The organism is Streptomyces sp. CA-278952, from assembly GCF_028747205.1.
Lineage (GTDB): Bacteria > Actinomycetota > Actinomycetes > Streptomycetales > Streptomycetaceae > Streptomyces.
The window spans coordinates 3,249,683-3,264,760 of sequence record NZ_CP112880.1 but is presented as its reverse complement, the minus strand read 5'-3'; the positions used below and the strand labels follow the sequence as shown (position 1 = coordinate 3,264,760).

The window sequence follows — 15,078 nt, the reverse complement described above, 5'->3', positions numbered from 1 at the left end:
GCGAACCGTGTCCGCCCGGCCACTCGTGGCGAAGGGAGCAGGCCACGAGGCTGTTCCCCGTGACCGAGACCATCGAAAGCACCGCCCGGGACGACGGCCGGCGGCCGGCCCGCGAGGCGCGTCGCCGCCCCCGTCCCCGCCCCCGCGTCCACCGGGCGTGGATCGTCGCCGCCATCACCTTCGTGACGATCATCGGCGGTGCGGCGTTCAACTCCCTGCCCGGGCTGCTCATCGACCCGCTCCACGCCGAGTTCGGCTGGACCCGGGGCGAGATCGGGCTCGCGGTCTCCCTCGACATGGCGCTGTACGGGCTGACCGCGCCGTTCGCCGCCGCGCTCATGGACCGCTTCGGCATCCGGCGGGTCGTGGCGATCGCGCTCACCATGGTGGCGGCCGGGGCGATCGCCAGCGTCTGGATGACCGCCTCCTGGCAGCTGATGATCTACTGGGGACTCCTCGTCGGCCTCGGCACCGGGTCGATGGCGATGGCCTTCGCCGCGACCGTCACCAACCGCTGGTTCGTCGCCCGCCGGGGCCTGGTCACCGGCATCCTCACCGCGGCGGGGGCCTCCGGACAGCTCGTCTTCCTTCCGCTCTGCGCCTGGATCGTCGACAGACACGGCTGGCGGCCCGCCTCGGTCACCGTCGCCCTGGCCGCCCTCGTCGTCGTCCCGTTCGTCTGGCTTCTGATGCGCGACCACCCGGCCGATGTCGGGCTCGCCCCCTACGGCGGCACGTACCTGGCGAAGCCCGTGCCGGTGCGGGGAGCCGCGCGCCGGACAGTGCGCGTGCTGTTCGACGCGGCCCGCACCGGCCCGTTCTGGCTGCTGGCGGGCGCCTTCGCGATCTGCGGGGCCTCCACCAACGGCCTGATCCGCACCCACTTCGTCCCGTTCGCCCACGACAACCACATGCCCATCGTCGTGGCGGCCTCGCTGCTCGCGGTGATCGGGGTCTTCGACGTCATCGGCACGATCTTCTCCGGCTGGCTCACCGACCGCTTCGACGCCCGCAGGCTGCTCGCCGTCTACTACGCGCTGCGCGGGATCTCCCTGCTGTTCCTGCCGCTGCTGATCGGCCCCGAGGTCCAGCCTCCGATGATCTTCTTCATCGTGTTCTACGGGCTGGACTGGGTCGCCACGGTCCCGCCGACGCTGGCGCTCTGCCGCGAGCAGTACGGCGACGACAGCGCGATCGTCTTCGGCTGGGTGCTGGCTTCGCACCAGGTGGGCGCGGCGGTCGTGGCGTTCCTCGGCGGGGTCGCGCGGGACGTGTTCGGCAATTACGACGTGGTCTGGTACGCGGCGGGGGCGCTGTGCGCGATGGCGGCGCTGATGTCCCTGGTGATCCGCCGCCGCGCCCCGGTGGACGCGGGCGGGGCCCCGGACCGCACGGAGCCGGTGGACGCGGGCGGGCTCAGCGGCTGAACCGGCCGAACGCCCCCCGGTGGAACAGCAGCGGCTCCCCCTCGTCCGCCGCCCCCAGCGCCTCCACCCGGCCGACCACGATGAGGTGGTCGCCGCCGGTGTGGACGGCGTGGATGCGGCAGTCGATCCAGGCGGGCACCGAGTCCAGCAGCGGAGACCCGGTCGCCGGGGCGTCCTCGTGGGCCACGCCCGCGAACTTGTCGGCGCCGCTCACCGCGAACGCCCGGCACAGCGCGCCCTGTTCCGCCCCGAGGATGTTCACGCAGAACGCCCCGGCGCGGGCGATGCGCGGCCAGGTCGTCGACGTACGGGCGACCATGAAGGACACCAGCGGCGGGTCCAGCGAGAGTGAGGCGAAGGACTGGCAGGCGAAGCCCGTCGGCCCGTCCGCGTCCCGGGCGGTGACCACGGTGACCCCGCTGGCGAAGTGCCCGAGTACGCGCCGGAATTCGGCCGGGGCGACGAGCAGCCGCTCATCGTCCCGGACGGCCCTCAGATCCGGCCGGGGCAGCGCCTCGGGCGGTGCCCCGGCAGGTGTCCCCGGTGCGGCTGTCGTGGCGGCGCCGACGGACCTGAGGTACCGGACGGCGGTGGCGGCCATGCCTGCATGTCCCATCACGCCGTCCATTAGAGCTGACGGCCCGCCAGATGTGAACCCGTGCGGGCGTCCGGGCCGGGTGGGGCCGGCGGGGTCGGGCGGGTCGGGCCGGTCGGACGGGGTGGGGCGGGCGGGTCAGGCCCCGGAGCGCCGGGCGTAGTGGCGCTGCGCCTTCGCGCGGTTGCCGCAGCCCGCCATGGAGCACCAGCGGCGCGTCCCGTTCTTGGAGACGTCGTAGAAGTGCAGGACGCAGGCGTGGTTCGCGCAGGGGCGGATGCGGTCGGGCCGGTCGGCGATCAGGCGGAGCCAGTTCTCCGCCGCGTACCAGGCGGGGGCCCAGGACGGGTCGTCCACCTCCACCGCCGACGCCGGCGCCCCGTCGGGCCCCAGTGCGCGGCGGACGCGCCCGTGGGAGAGGACCTCGTTCAGCCGGTCGGCGCTCTCGGGGGTGGCCGGATCCTGACGGGCGGCCGAGGCGGCCAGTGCGTCGAGCGCCGTCCGGGCGAGGAGCAGCCGGTCCAGCGTGGCGCGGTCGGCGGTCGGGGCGGGTGCGGGCCCGAGGTGTCCGCGCACCGGGGGGCTGTTCAGCCAGGTGGCCAGGCCGGCCACGGAATCCAGCAGGTCGTGCGGGCCGCCTCCGTCGATCCAGCGGGTGTTGAGCAGGTCGAGGGCGAGCGGCTCGCCGGTCAGCGGCCGGGGGTCCGCGCCGGGGGGTTGGGGCATGGCTGGACTCCTTCTGCCGCGAGGGAGGGGGTGGCGGGTACATCAATCTTAACCAGCCAAATGAAGATCACCGGTTGACTCCCCTCCGGTCTAACCCTCAAACTCGATATCAGCGGTTACGAGACCATCTCGCGACCCTGAGTGGAGGAGTGGGATCGACCATGGGCAAGGCGAAGAACCTGTCGACCGGCCACGTCGGCCTGAACGTCACCGACCTGGAACGCTCGGCCGCCTTCTACCGCGAGGTCTTCGACTTCGAGGTGCTGGCCGAGGGCAAGGACGCCGACCGCCGCTGGATCTTCCTTGGGCGCGACACCCGGCTCATGGTGACCCTGTGGCAACAGAGCACAGGCACGTTCGCGACGGCCCTCCCCGGCCTCCACCACCTCTCGTTCCAGGTGGACTCCGTCGAGGAGGTACGGGCCACCGAGGAGGTCCTGCGCGGGCTGGGCGCGGAGTTCGCCCACGAGGGCGTCGTACCCCACGGCGAGAGCGGCACCTCGGGCGGGATCTTCTTCACCGACCCCGACGGCATCCGCCTGGAGGTCTACGCGCCGACCGGGGCCGACCCGGCGGACGCACCGACCGCAGCCGCTCCCACCTGCGGCTTCTTCTAGCGCCTTTCGTCTGTGTCGGATCGGATCGGATCGGGGAGTGGGGTCATGAGCGGATACCACCGGGGTGAGGTCGCCGTGCAGGAGCGGGCGGGGCTCGCCCGGCGGGCGGCGAGCGCGGGGCGGGCCATCCGCTCCGACATCCCCGAGGTGGCGGCGGACTTCCTCGCCCGGCAGCCCTTCCTGGTGCTGGGCGGCGCGGACGACCGGGGGCGGATCTGGGCGACCCAGCTCACCGGCGAACCGGGATTTCTGAGCGTTCCCGCGCCGGACACCCTGGTCGTCGGAGCCCTGCCGCCGCCCGGCGACCCGCTGGCCGGTCTGCTGTCCGGAGCCGGCACGGGCGGGTCCGCCCCCGCCCGCGTCGGCATGATCGCCATCGAACCGGCGACCCGGCGCCGGATGCGGATGAACGGCCGGGCGGCCCGTGACGGGAACGGGCTCCGCGTCGACCTCGACCAGGCCGTCGCCAACTGCCCCAAGTACATCCAGGAGCGCCGGCACCGCCGGATCGCGCCGGGCGAGGAGACCGGGCAGCGGTCCACCGTCACGGACGGCGACGCCCTGAGCCCCGCGCAGGAGGAGGCACTGCGGACCGCCGACACCTTCTTCGTCGCCACCGCCTCCGACCGGGGCGACGCCGACGCCTCGCACAGGGGCGGCAACCCGGGCTTTGTCCAGGTGCTCACACCTCGCCTGCTGCGCTGGCCCGACTACGCGGGCAACGGCATGTTCCTGACCCTGGGCAACCTCGAACTCAACCCGGCCGCCGGTCTCCTCGTGCCCGACTGGGACACCGGAGCCTCCCTCCATCTGACCGGCTTCGCCCGCACCGTCTGGGACGGGGACGCGGTGGCGCGCGTACCGGGGGCGGAGCGCCTCGTGGAGTTCGAGGTGACCGCCGTGCGGGAGATCGCCGCCGCCTCCCCGCTGCGCTGGTCGGACCCCGCGTTCCACCGCTTCAACCCGCCGGTGGCCGGCTGAACCGATCCGCCCGGGGCGGGCGCCCCTCAGCGACCCCGGTACTCCGGCGACCGGCGCTCGACGAAGGACGCCACGCCCTCGTTGGCGTCGCGCGTGGTCATGTTGATCTCCTGGGCGGCGGCCTCCGCCGCGAACGCCGAGGCCCGGTCGCCGTCCAGCGAGGCGTTCACCAGCTGCTTGGTCAGGGCGAGGGCCCGGGTGGGGCCTTCCGCCAGCCGGCCCGCCCACTCCTTGGCCAGGGCCTCCAACTCCCCTCCCGGAACCGTGCGGTTGACCAGACCCAGCCGCTCCGCGTCCGCCGCCGGCAGCGCGTCCCCGAAGAACATCAGCTCCTTGGCGCGCTGCGGGCCCACCAGCCGGGGCAGCAGATACGCGCCGCCGCCGTCCGGGACGAGCCCCCGGCGTACGAAGACCTCGACGAACTTCGCCGTGTCGGCCGCCAGGACCAGATCGCACGCGAACGCCAGATGCGCGCCGATCCCCGCCGCCGTCCCGTTGACGGCGGCGATCACCGGCTTCTCGCAGTCCAGTACGGCGGCGATCAGCCGCTGCGCGCCGAGCCGGATCGTCCGGGCGACGTCCCCGGGGACGCGTTCGCGTGCCGGGGCCGGGGTGCCACGCAGGTCGGCGCCCGCGCAGAAGCCGCGGCCGGTGGCGGTGAGCACGACGGCCCGTACGGCGGGGTCGGCGGAGGCCTCGGCCAACAGGGCGATGATCCGCTCCCGCTGCTCCCAGGTGACGGCGTTCATGACCTCGGGGCGGTTGAGGGTGATCCAGGAGACGCCACCGTCGAGGGAGTGCAGGACGGTCGCGTCCCGGGGTGCTGCCTCCTGAGGGGCGGCCTCCGGGGGAGTGGCTTCCCGGGTGGCGGCCTCCGGGCCGGCGGACTCCCGGGTGGCGGCCTCCGGGCCGGCGAATTCCTGGGTGGCGGATTCCTGGGTGGCGGCCTCCGCCGCCTCCCCGCTCACCGGCACACCGCCAGCGCGTCCAGGGCCACCGCGCCCTGCCCGCGCCCCAGCACCACCAGCGGGTTGATGTCCAGCTCCGTCAGGTCGTCGCCCAGCTCCAGGGCCATGCGCTGCACCCGCAGCACCACTTCGACGAGGGCGTCCACGTCGACGGGCGGCCCGCCGCGCACCCCCTCCAGCAGGGCCCGGCCGCGCAGCTCGCCGAGCATGTCCCGGGCCTCCTGCTCGCCGAACGGCGGCACCCGGACCGCCGCGTCGTGCAGTACCTCCACCAGGACCCCGCCGAGCCCCACGGTGACGGTCGGGCCGAAGAGCGCGTCGTGGGTCACCCCGACCATCATCTCGACGCCCCGGTCGATCATCTGGCAGACCAGGATGCCGTCCAGCTCCACGGACTCGTACCGGGCGATGTCGGTCAGCTCGCGGTAGGCCTCCCGGACCTGGCTGGCCGAGGTGAGGCCGACCTTCACCAGGCCCAGCTCCGTCTTGTGGGCGAGCCGGGGCCCGGAGGCCTTCATCACCACCGGGTAGCCGACCGGGCCGGCCGCCCGGACCGCCGCCGCCGCGCTGGTCACCAACTGCTCGCGCGGCACCCGGATCCCGTACGCGCGCAGGAGCTGCTTCGCCGCGTGCTCGCTGAGCTGCTGTCCCGGCCGCAGCAGGCCCTGGGCCTTGCGGAAGGAGGGCGACGGGGTGCGCGGCGCGTCCTCGAAGGGGGAGCGGTAGCGGTCGGTGAAGCGGTGGTGGTCCAGATAGGCCTTCACGGCGGTGACGCAGTTGCGAGCCGTACGGAAGGTGGCGAGCCGGGAGGAGCCCAGCAGGGTGGTGCGGTAGGCGTCCTCGGTGCCGACGGGGGAGCCCCAGACCACGCAGACCAGCTTGTCCGTGGCCTCCGCCGCGTCCGCCAGGTCCTGGGCGAGCCGGTCGCTCATCGGGGGGAAGGGGCCGGTGATCGGGCAGATCAGCACCCCGACCGCAGGGTCCGCGAGGATCGCGTCGATGATCTTCCGGCCGCGCCAGTCGCCGACCGGGTGGCCGCCGTTGTCGATGGGGTTGGCGACGTCCAGGTAGCCGGGTATCCAGGTGTGCAGCTCGTCCTGCTTGGCGGCGGAGAGGGCGGGCAGCGAGAGCCCCGCCGCCGTCGCCAGGTCCGCGAAGTGCGCGCCGGTGCCGCCGGAGATCGAGTACACGGCGACCCCCTCGGCCTGCGGCGGCCGGGCGCGGGCCAACAGGGCCGCGGTGTCCTGGAGTTCGTCCAGGCCGTTCACCCGGATCACCCCGAACTGCCGCATCGCCGCGTCCACCACGTCGTCCGCCCCGGTCAGCTTGCCGGTGTGCGAGGCGGCGGTCCTGGCCCCGGCCTCCGTGCGGCCCACCTTGACGGCGACGACGGGGACCTTGGCGCGGGCGGCCCGGTCGGCGGCGAGCAGGAAGGAACGGCCGTCCCTGAGCCCCTCCACGTAACAGGCGATGGCCCCGACCTCGGGGAGCTGGGCGAAGTACGCGAGGAAGTCGGCGGTCTCCAGATCGGCCTCGTTGCCCGTGGGGGCCCAGTGGGAGAGCCGGATGCCCAGCTCCTGGAGGGCGTGGAGCGGGCGGCCCTGGTGACCGGACTGGGTGATCAGGGCGATGGCGGGACCTTCCAGGTCCTCCCGGAACCTCTCGAAGGCGTTCAGGTTGGTGTTCGGCCCGAGCAGGCGCAGCCCGGAGCGCTCCGCCGCCGCCGCCAGCCGGGCCTGGGCCTCCGCGCCCGCCTCCCCGGTCTCGGCGAACCCGGAGGCGAAGGCGACGGCGAAGGGCACCTTGGCCTCGCCCAGCTCCTCGATCACCGGGAGCGGGTCAGCGACCAGCAGGACCGCGAGGTCGACCGGCTCGGGCACGTCGGCGACCGAGGGGAAGCAGTCCCGGCCGAACACGGCCGGGCGGGTCGGGTGCACCGGGTGCAGCCGGGCCCCCACCCGGTCGGCCCAGGCGATGAGCTGCCGGGTGATGCCGGTGTTGGGGCGGCCCTCGGCGTCCGAGGCGCCGACGACGGCCACGGACCGGGGCCGGAAGAAGCGGTCCAGGTCGGGCACGGTCAGGTGCAGTGGTCGCCCGCTGACGTCGAGGCCGCCCCGGGCCGAGGCCGTCGGAAGGCTGACGACGGCGGCGTGCGGCTCCTCGCCGCAGGCCACCACCCGGGCACGGAAGTCGGTGGTGAGGGTGCCGTGAGTCGATCCAAGCATCGTTCCGCCCACTCCTGCTCGATGGCCCACCGGTGAACAGGCGGGACCGGCCGGTTAGCTGACACACTGTCAGGTTACTGAACTGACGCTGTGTCAGGAATGGGCGTGCAGGCAAAGGCTCCTGCGGGCGCCCGGCGCCCGGCGCCCGGAGCTGGGCGATCGAGCGCCCGGCGCCGGGCGATCGAGCGGGCGGAGCCTCGCGTGGTCACGGAGAGACATTCCGTGGCGTAGGGTGGTGTTTACCGACGCGGGGTGGAGCAGCTCGGTAGCTCGCTGGGCTCATAACCCAGAGGTCGCAGGTTCAAATCCTGTCCCCGCTACTGAAGAACACGACCGAGGCCCGGATCCCTGTGGATCCGGGCCTCGCTCGTCTCCCCCGGTGGAACGCCGGAGTGCCGCCTCCGCCGGACGATCGGACATCCCTCCCGGTCACTGGGCCATGGGCGGGGCCGCCCCACCGGGCGAGGCTGGTGCCATGACACAGACAGACACGACCTCCGTGCAGGAACCCGTACTCGTGATCGGCGGCACCGGCAAGACCGGCCGCCGGGTGGTGGCCCGGCTCCGTGAGCTGGGAGTGGAGACCCGGGCGGCCTCGCGGTCCGGCGACACCCCGTTCGACTGGGCGGACCCCACCACCTGGGCGGCCGCCCTGGACGGGGCCGCCGCCGTCTACATCACCCCGCTCGACACCTCACCCTCCCCGACACCCGCCTTCGTCGAACAGGCCGTCGCGAGCGGGGTGCGGCGGCTGGTGCTGCTCTCGGCCCGGGGCGTGGACGTGCCCGGCTTCTTCGGCCCCGGTTACGAGAACGGCGGCCCGCACGGTGAGGGGGAGCGGGCCGTACGTGCCTCCGGGGTGACCTGGACGATCCTGCGGCCCGGCTGGTTCGCCCAGAACTTCAGCGAGGGCGTCTTCCTCGACGGCGTACGCGGTGGCGAACTGGCCCTGCCGACCGGGGACGGGAAGGCCGCGTTCGTGGATGCCGACGACATCGCGGAGGTGGCTGTCGCCGCGCTCACCGAGGACGGTCACGCGGGCCAGGAGTACGGACTCTCGGGCCCCCGCGCGCTCGGCATCGACGATGTCCTGGACGAGATCGCGAAGGAGACCGGGAAGCGCGCCGCGTACGTCCGCGTCGACACGTCCGCCTTCCGGGCCGGGCTCGTCGCCCAGGGCCTCCCGGAGGTGGAGGCCGGCCTCTGGACGGACGCGCTGTACCCGATCATCACGAGCGGGGAGGCGCCCGTCCTGGACGGGGTGCGCCGGGCGCTCGGCCGGGAGCCGCGCGACTTCGCCGCGTTCGTCAGGGACGCGGCGGCGCGGGGTGCCTGGGGCTGAGCCCTTCGGTACCCCGGGGCCGATTCCCCGATTCCCCCATTTTCCCGATTTCCCGATTCGGACGTTTCGGTGACCGGCGGTTCGTATCCTTCGCACGTGCGTGCTGGGTGGGTGGGAGCCGTTCTGACGGCCGGGCTGGTGCTGTGGTTCGGCTGGGGCCTGGCCGGGCTGGTGGATGTGGGGTGCGACTGGGACGCCAAGGGCTGCCGTGTCCCGGAAGGGGGCGGCAAGTACTTCACCGCGTTCATGGCCGCGCCCTGGCCCCTGGGCATCATGGTCAGGGCGGGGCTCTACCGCAGGGACTGGCGCCGCACCTTGGGCTACCCGGCCGGAGCGGTCCCGGCGGCGGCGGTCACCCTGGGGATGGGCACGTCCGCCGGCCACTGGGCCGTGGCGACCCTCCTCGTGCTGATCGGCGGCCTCGTTCCGTGGCTGGCCCGGTACAACAGCGATGCGGTCCGCGACGTCAGGCGTCAGGAGCGCGAGCGCCGCTCGCAGGAAGAGCGACGGGAGCGGGCGCGGGTGCGGAGGAGGGAGCGCCGTCGCGAACGGCGCCGGAGTCGGAGCAGCGCGACGTGACGGCAGCCGGCCCGCCCCGCCCCCGCACCCCGCCGTAGCGGCGGCCCGCCTCCCGCAGGCCGTCGGGGGCAGCCGGCTCGCCGCCCCTCCTCCGTGGGCCCGTGGGTCGGCTCACCCGCCGCCTCTCCGTGGGCCCGTGGGGCGGCTCACCCCGCCGGGGCGGCCGTCCCCACGGGGTCGGCGGCCGCCGCCGCGCGCCGGAACGCGGTCGGGCTCTCGCCGCGCAGCCGCTTGAACGCCGCGCTGAAGCCGAACGCGTCCGCGTAGCCGACCCGCCGGGCCACGGCCGCGACCGTCAGCTCCGGGCGGGTCAGCAGATCGGCCGCGAGCGTCATCCGCCAGGCGGTCAGATAGGCCACCGGGCCCTCCCCGACCAGCTCGGTGAACCGCTTCGCCAGGGTCGTCCGGGAGACCCCCGCCCGGACCGCCAGCTCCGCCGTCGTCCAGGGATGCGCCGGGTCCGCGTGCATCGCCCGCAGGGCCGGCCCCGCCACCTGGTCGCCGAGCGCCCCGTACCACCCCGGCGGATCCGCCTCCGGCCGGTCGAACCAGTCGCGCAGCGTGCACACCAGCAACCAGTCCAGCAGCCGGTCGAGCACGATCTGCTCGCCCGGCCGCCCGCCGCCGATCTGCCCCTCCAGGTAGTCGCGCAACGGCGCGCAGTCCTGCTCGTCGGGCACCACGAGGGCGGGCGGGAGCGCCTGGAGGAGCCGCTGGGGCACCTGGGCCCGTACGTCGTAGGTGGCGGCCAACAGCACGGTGGGGAAGCCGGGTTCGGGCCCAGGGCCGGGTCCGGCTTCCGGTGCGGGCGCGGGCGCGGGGGCGGTGTCCGGGGCCGCGCCCCTGCCCACCGCCCGTACGCCGCCGCCCCGGCCCGTCCCCGACCCGTTCGCCGGGTCGTCGGTGAAGACGAACGGGGCCGGGCCGCGGACGATCGCCGCCTCGCCGACCCGCACCCGCAGTGGCTCGCCGCCCTCCGGCACGATCCATCCCCCGCCCCGCATCGGCAGGCACAGGGTCAGATACGCCCCGTCGGTGAACCGCACCGACCACGGCGCGCGCAGCACCGAACGGCCGAACACCGCGCCACTGCCCCGCACGCCCCGCAACAGCTCGTCGAACACGTCCATGACGCAACTGTAGGCAGGGCCGACCGCGCCCCGGACGCTCGCCTATGCACGGCGGACGGATGCCCATGGGCCCGGCGGGTCCGCCGCGATGGACTGGTCCCATGACGACGAAGAGCACGCACCGCGGTCCGTCCGGGATCCTCGTCCTCGGCGGCACCGGCAAGACCGGCCGCCGGGTCGTGGACCGGCTGCGCACGACCGGAACCACCACGGTCCGCCCCGCCTCCCGTTCCGGTGAGGTCCGGTTCGACTGGACCCTCCCCGACACCTGGGAGCCCGCCCTCGCCGGGGCCGAGGCGCTCTATCTGGTCGCCCCCGACGACCCGTCCCCCGTAAAGGAGTTCGTGACCCGCGCCGAGGCCTCCGGGGTCCGCCGCTTCGTGGTCCTGTCCGGCCACGGCATCGAGCACGCGGGCGAGGGCTTCGGCCGGGGCATGGCGGCGGCGGAGGACGCGGCCCGGGAGTCCGGGGCCGAGTGGACCCTCCTGCGCCCCAACAACTTCTTCCAGAACTTCGACGAGGACCTGTGGCGGACCCCGCTCCGCGAGGGCCGCCTCGGCCTGCCGATCGGGGACGTCCCCGAACCCTTCGTCGACGCCGACGACGTGGCGGCGGTCGCGGTGGCCGTCCTCACCGAGGACGGCCACGCGGGCCGCACGTATACCCTGTCCGGCCCCCGTGCCCTCACCTTCGCCGAGGCCGCGGAGACCATCGCCCGCGCGACGGGCCGCCCCGTCCGCTACGAGGAGCTGACCCCGGAGGCGTACCGCGCGGAACTCCTCGCCCAGGGATGGCCGGAGGCCGCCGCCGACTCCCTGGGCGCGATGTTCGCCCTGCACCGCGCGGGCCACTCGGCCGAGGTGACCGACGGCGTCCGCCAGGTGCTCGGCCGGGAGGCCGCCGACCTGGAACCGTGGGCGCGGCGCATCGCGGCCACGGGGGTGTGGGCGTAGCCCCGGTCCGCCCGGTCCGCCCCGTCCGTGGGTCCGTTACGCGGACTGTCCCACCTGGTAGCCGCCGGCCGGGTACTGGAGCATGACGTTCAGCCGGTTGAAGGTGTTGATCAGCGCGATCAGCGAGACGAGAGCGAGGAGCTGCTCCTCGTCGTAGTGCTTGGCGGCGTTCGCCCAGACGTCGTCCGGGACCCCGCCCGCCGCGTCCGCGATGCGGGTGCCCTGCTCCGTCAGCTCCAGCGCGGCGCGCTCGGCGTCGGTGAAGACGGTGGCCTCCCGCCACGCGGCGATCAGGTTCAGGCGCAGCGAGGTCTCCCCGGCAGCCGCGGCTTCCTTGGTGTGCATGTCCAGGCAGCCGCCGCAGCCGTTGATCTGGCTCGCGCGGATCTTCACCAGCTCCTGCGTCACGGCGGGCAGCGTCGTGTCCTCGACGAGTTTGCTCGCCGAGACCAGGTGCTTCACGAGCTTGCCCGTGACCGGGCTGGCGAAGGCGTTGAGTCGGGGGTTCATGGTGTGCTCCCTCTGCTGTCGTCACTGGCTACACACACAGGACGGAACAGGCCCCCGGGGATGTGACATCCGGGGGAGGGGAGTGACCGGCGTCACCCGGAGCGCGGTGCGGGGGCCCGCTCACGCCCGGGGTGGGGGATTCAGGTCCGCCAGGGCGGCCTCGGCGCGGGCGGCGTGGCCCGAAGCGTGGCTCTTGGCCCGTGCCCGGTTCAGGTGGTGCCTGGCGGCGTCCCGGTCGCCGCGGAGCCGTGCCGCGTGCCCCAGGCCGATCTCGGCGCGGATCTCGCCCGCGCTGTAGGCGCGTTCGGCCGACACGGACCGCGCGCGCTCGTACAGCTCCGTCGCCCGCTCGGCGCCGCCGTCCGCCAGCGCGGCCCTGCCGAGCGACGTCAGCGTCTCGACGACCTCGGTCCACAGGCCGAGTTCCTCGGCCATCAGGAGACCCTCCCGGTGCAGTCGTTCAGCCCGGGCGCCGTCACCCCGGCGTTCGGCCGCGAGCGCCAGGGCCCGGGTGGCCCGCAGTCTGCCCCAGCGGTCGCCGGCCTCCACGAACAGCGCGGCGCCCAGCTCCGCGGACGCCTCCCGGCCCGGGGCGTGGCTCGCGAGCTCGACCAGTGCCGCGGCCTCGCCCCAGTGGTCCCGGGCGGCGCGCGCGCCGGCCAGCCCCGCCTCCACCAGCCGCCGCCCCTCGCGGTGGTGGCCGCCGCCCGTCAGCCCGGTGCCGACGAACCACTGCAACCGGGCTCTCAGTACCGGGTCCTCGACGCCGGCGGTGGGGTCCTCGCCCGCCGGGGCCGCTGCCGTACCGCCCTCCGAGGAGCGCAGCTCCATACCGGCCAGCCAGGCCCGCGCCGCCACGCGCCCGGCCGGGGCGGCCTCGCCCCCGGCGGCCAGCGCCGTCCGGAGCGACCTGCGGGCCTCGGTGAGCCGGCCGCGCAGGAACCAGTACCACGCCTGCGCGTTCACCAGCCGTACCGCGTATCCGGCGGCGTCCTGGGCGACCGCGAGATCCAGGGCGCGGCGCAGGTTGACGGTCTCCGCGTCGAGGCGCTCCAGGCAGCGCCGCTGGTCCGGCCCGCGCAGCCGCTCGCTCTCCCGTTCGGCCGACTCGGCGCAGTGGCGTACGAACCGGGTGCGTACGGCGGTCTCCTCGCCGGCCTCCGCCAGCCGTTCGGCGCAGTAGGCGGCCACGGATTCGAGCAGCCGGAACCGGTCGCCCTCACGGACCACCAGCGAGCGGTCCACCAGCCGGGACAGCAGGTCGGGAATCCGCCCGGCGTCCAGGCCGGCGTCGGCGCAGACCGCCTGGGCGGACGCCATGACGCAGCCGTCGGCGTGCACGACCAGGCGCCGCAGCACCGTGCGCTCGTCCCCGGTCAGCAGCTGCCAGCTCCAGTCGAGCATCCCCCGCAACGTCCGCTGGCGGTCGGGGAGCCCGCGTACCCGGACGTCGGGCCGGGCGAACCGGTCGTCCAGCCGGGCGGCCAGCTCGTGCGGGCTCAGCGTCCGCAGCCGGGACGCCACGAGTTCCAGGGCGAGCGGAATGCCGTCGAGGCGACGGCAGATGGTGGCGACGGCCTCCGCGTTGTCCGCGTCGAGGACGAAGCCGGGCGCGGCCGCCGCGGCCCGCCGCACGAACAGCTCGACGGCGCCGGCCCGGGCGATCGCCGATGGATCGGTGCGCTCCGGCAGCGTCAGCGGCGGAACCGGATGCACCACCTCGCCGGGGATGTCGAGGGGCTCCTGGCTGGTGAGCAGGAGGTGTGCCGAGGGCACGGCCGACAGCACGGCGCCCGCGAGCACGGCGACCGGCTCGACGAGGTGCTCGCAGTTGTCCAGCAGGATCAGCAGCCGTCTGTCGGCCACGGCCCGGCAGAGCCAGCCCACCAGGTCGTCCAGATCCGGCTCCGTCGCCGCGGTGTCGCACAGCCCCAGCGTCGTGATGACCCGTTCGGCGATGTCGTCCGGGGCCGAGGTCGCGCCGAGGCCCGCCAGTTCGACCAGCCACACCCCGTCGGCGAACCGGCCGGACGCGTCGCGTGCCGCGGCGACCGCCAGCCGTGTCTTGCCCACTCCGCCGAGGCCGGTGAGGGTGACGAGACGGGTGTCCGCGCCGGGGTCCAGCCGGGCCAGCACCTGATCGGCCGCCTCCTGCCGGCCGATCAGCGGGGTCAGCGGGGCGGGCAGGTTGGTCCGGCACGACAGCGATCCGACGGCGGGTGTGGCCAGTCGTGTCTCCTGGCGCAGGATCGCCTCGTGCAGCGCGGAGGCCTCCGGGCCGGGTGACGCCCCCAGCTCCTCGGCCAGTTGCCGTCGCAGGTCCTGGAAGCTCCGCAGGGCGTCGCCCTGTCGCCCGGCCCGGTACAGGGCGCGCATATGGGTCATGCGCAGCCGCTCGCGCAGCGGGTGGCGCCCCACGAGTGTCCCCAGCTCCGCCGCCAGCGCGGTGTGCTCACCCCGGGCGAGGCGCGCCTCGGCGTGGTCCTCGACGACGTTGAGGCGCAGCTCCTCCAGCCGTGTGATCTCGCCGCGGGCGAACAGGGACTCGGCCACATCGGCGTAGGCAGGGCCCCGCCACAACGCGAGCGCTTCGGCGAACAGGTCGGCCTGCACCGCCGGTTCCCGGTGGGCGCGGGCGCGCTCGGCCAGCTCCTGGAACTCCAGGGCGTCGACCGTGCCGACCACGTCGTTCCCGCTGTTCCCGTTGTTCTCGGCGTCCGTGAGCAGCAGCCGGTAGCCGGCGGGCTCGCGGACCACCCGCTCCCGGCCCAGTACCCGGCGCAGCTGGGAGACCTTGGTCTGGAGCGTGTTGGCCGAGCCGCCCGGTGGGCAGCCCGGCCACAGGTCCTCGATCAGGCGGTCAGCCGGTACCGGCCCGCCGCCGTGGACGAGCAGATTCGCCAGCAGGGCGCGGACCTTCGCCTCGGGAACCCTGACCGGCCGCCCCTCCGCGTCCCAGACGGCCAGCGGGCCGAGCACCCCGTAACGCATGACCGGAGTCTAAGGGCTGTCCCGACGACCCTCA

At 74.6% G+C, this 15,078-nt stretch carries 13 protein-coding genes and 1 tRNA gene; 7 read left to right on the top strand and 7 right to left on the bottom strand.

The window, feature by feature from the left end; genetic code table 11:
* Nucleotides 1-59 precede the first annotated feature (59 nt).
* Entirely contained in the window at nucleotides 60-1,427 is a 1,368-nt protein-coding gene (locus N7925_RS14410; RefSeq protein WP_274344052.1) for an MFS transporter, read from the top strand.
* Here N7925_RS14410 and N7925_RS14405 read toward each other — a convergent pair.
* Together N7925_RS14405 and N7925_RS14400 are read right to left on the bottom strand one after the other, a co-directional pair.
* Nucleotides 1,417-2,028: a flavin reductase family protein gene (locus N7925_RS14405; RefSeq protein ID WP_265603874.1), complete on the bottom strand. Its 612-nt coding sequence runs from the start codon at nucleotides 2,026-2,028 to the stop codon at nucleotides 1,417-1,419. The two genes, N7925_RS14410 and N7925_RS14405, sit on opposite strands and share 11 nt — an antisense overlap.
* Nucleotides 2,029-2,160: 132 nt before the next feature.
* A complete protein-coding gene (locus N7925_RS14400) occupies nucleotides 2,161-2,748 on the bottom strand; it encodes a CGNR zinc finger domain-containing protein (RefSeq protein WP_274344051.1) in 588 nt (195 codons plus the stop codon).
* Between the two features lie 161 nt (nucleotides 2,749-2,909).
* Here N7925_RS14400 and N7925_RS14395 point away from each other — a divergent pair, with 161 nt between their 5' ends.
* Together N7925_RS14395 and N7925_RS14390 are read left to right on the top strand one after the other, a co-directional pair.
* Nucleotides 2,910-3,365 (top strand): VOC family protein, encoded by a 456-nt coding sequence (locus tag N7925_RS14395; protein WP_265600016.1) that lies wholly within the window; start codon nucleotides 2,910-2,912, stop codon nucleotides 3,363-3,365.
* 45 nt (nucleotides 3,366-3,410) lie between these two features.
* Nucleotides 3,411-4,346 carry a pyridoxamine 5'-phosphate oxidase family protein gene (locus N7925_RS14390; RefSeq protein ID WP_265600015.1) on the top strand — a complete coding sequence of 312 codons (936 nt, stop codon included), beginning with the start codon at nucleotides 3,411-3,413 and terminating at the stop codon, nucleotides 4,344-4,346.
* A gap of 26 nt (nucleotides 4,347-4,372) precedes the next feature.
* Here N7925_RS14390 and N7925_RS14385 read toward each other — a convergent pair whose 3' ends face one another.
* Both N7925_RS14385 and N7925_RS14380 read right to left on the bottom strand, forming a co-directional pair.
* The gene (locus tag N7925_RS14385) at nucleotides 4,373-5,314 is read right to left on the bottom strand and encodes an enoyl-CoA hydratase/isomerase family protein (RefSeq protein ID WP_443032150.1); all 942 of its coding nucleotides are present in this window, start codon (nucleotides 5,312-5,314) and stop codon (nucleotides 4,373-4,375) included.
* The gene (locus N7925_RS14380; protein WP_265600014.1) at nucleotides 5,311-7,539 is read right to left on the bottom strand and encodes an acetate--CoA ligase family protein; all 2,229 of its coding nucleotides are present in this window, start codon (nucleotides 7,537-7,539) and stop codon (nucleotides 5,311-5,313) included. The genes N7925_RS14385 and N7925_RS14380 overlap by 4 nt, the downstream gene beginning before the upstream one ends.
* Nucleotides 7,540-7,785: 246 nt before the next feature.
* On the opposite strand from N7925_RS14380, the gene N7925_RS14375 reads away from it, so the two are divergent.
* The 3 genes from N7925_RS14375 (at nucleotide 7,786) to N7925_RS14365 (ending at nucleotide 9,460) form a co-directional block, all read left to right on the top strand.
* Nucleotides 7,786-7,859, top strand: a tRNA-Met gene (locus N7925_RS14375).
* A 155-nt stretch (nucleotides 7,860-8,014) separates the two neighbouring features.
* Nucleotides 8,015-8,881 carry an NAD(P)H-binding protein gene (locus tag N7925_RS14370; RefSeq protein WP_265600013.1) on the top strand — a complete coding sequence of 289 codons (867 nt, stop codon included), beginning with the start codon at nucleotides 8,015-8,017 and terminating at the stop codon, nucleotides 8,879-8,881.
* 96 nt (nucleotides 8,882-8,977) lie between these two features.
* Nucleotides 8,978-9,460: a hypothetical protein gene (locus N7925_RS14365; RefSeq protein WP_274344050.1), complete on the top strand. Its 483-nt coding sequence runs from the start codon at nucleotides 8,978-8,980 to the stop codon at nucleotides 9,458-9,460.
* 146 nt (nucleotides 9,461-9,606) lie between these two features.
* On the opposite strand, the gene N7925_RS14360 is transcribed toward N7925_RS14365, so the two are convergent.
* Entirely contained in the window at nucleotides 9,607-10,590 is a 984-nt protein-coding gene (locus N7925_RS14360; protein ID WP_274344049.1) for an AraC family transcriptional regulator, read from the bottom strand.
* A 101-nt stretch (nucleotides 10,591-10,691) separates the two neighbouring features.
* Here N7925_RS14360 and N7925_RS14355 point away from each other — a divergent pair, with 101 nt between their 5' ends.
* The gene (locus N7925_RS14355; protein WP_274344048.1) at nucleotides 10,692-11,543 is read left to right on the top strand and encodes an NAD(P)H-binding protein; all 852 of its coding nucleotides are present in this window, start codon (nucleotides 10,692-10,694) and stop codon (nucleotides 11,541-11,543) included.
* A 36-nt stretch (nucleotides 11,544-11,579) separates the two neighbouring features.
* Here N7925_RS14355 and N7925_RS14350 read toward each other — a convergent pair whose 3' ends face one another.
* Nucleotides 11,580-12,053: a carboxymuconolactone decarboxylase family protein gene (locus N7925_RS14350; RefSeq protein WP_265600009.1), complete on the bottom strand. Its 474-nt coding sequence runs from the start codon at nucleotides 12,051-12,053 to the stop codon at nucleotides 11,580-11,582.
* Nucleotides 12,054-12,173: 120 nt separating this feature from the next.
* On the bottom strand, nucleotides 12,174-15,044 hold the full coding sequence (locus N7925_RS14345) for a BTAD domain-containing putative transcriptional regulator (protein WP_274344047.1): 2,871 nt from the start codon (nucleotides 15,042-15,044) through the stop codon (nucleotides 12,174-12,176).
* Nucleotides 15,045-15,078 lie beyond the last annotated feature (34 nt).

What these genes read in the sequence shown, in the direction of transcription:
- N7925_RS14405 (WP_265603874.1), bottom strand. Translation starts at nt 2,028, where the DNA reads ATGGCCGCCACCGCCGTCCGGTACCTCAGGTCCGTCGGCGCCGCCACG.
- N7925_RS14400 (WP_274344051.1), bottom strand. Translation starts at nt 2,748, where the DNA reads ATGCCCCAACCCCCCGGCGCGGACCCCCGGCCGCTGACCGGCGAGCCG.
- N7925_RS14395 (WP_265600016.1), top strand. Translation starts at nt 2,910, where the DNA reads ATGGGCAAGGCGAAGAACCTGTCGACCGGCCACGTCGGCCTGAACGTC.
- N7925_RS14390 (WP_265600015.1), top strand. Translation starts at nt 3,411, where the DNA reads ATGAGCGGATACCACCGGGGTGAGGTCGCCGTGCAGGAGCGGGCGGGG.
- N7925_RS14380 (WP_265600014.1), bottom strand. Translation starts at nt 7,539, where the DNA reads ATGCTTGGATCGACTCACGGCACCCTCACCACCGACTTCCGTGCCCGG.
- N7925_RS14370 (WP_265600013.1), top strand. Translation starts at nt 8,015, where the DNA reads ATGACACAGACAGACACGACCTCCGTGCAGGAACCCGTACTCGTGATC.
- N7925_RS14360 (WP_274344049.1), bottom strand. Translation starts at nt 10,590, where the DNA reads ATGGACGTGTTCGACGAGCTGTTGCGGGGCGTGCGGGGCAGTGGCGCG.
- N7925_RS14355 (WP_274344048.1), top strand. Translation starts at nt 10,692, where the DNA reads ATGACGACGAAGAGCACGCACCGCGGTCCGTCCGGGATCCTCGTCCTC.
- N7925_RS14350 (WP_265600009.1), bottom strand. Translation starts at nt 12,053, where the DNA reads ATGAACCCCCGACTCAACGCCTTCGCCAGCCCGGTCACGGGCAAGCTC.
- N7925_RS14345 (WP_274344047.1), bottom strand. Translation starts at nt 15,044, where the DNA reads ATGCGTTACGGGGTGCTCGGCCCGCTGGCCGTCTGGGACGCGGAGGGG.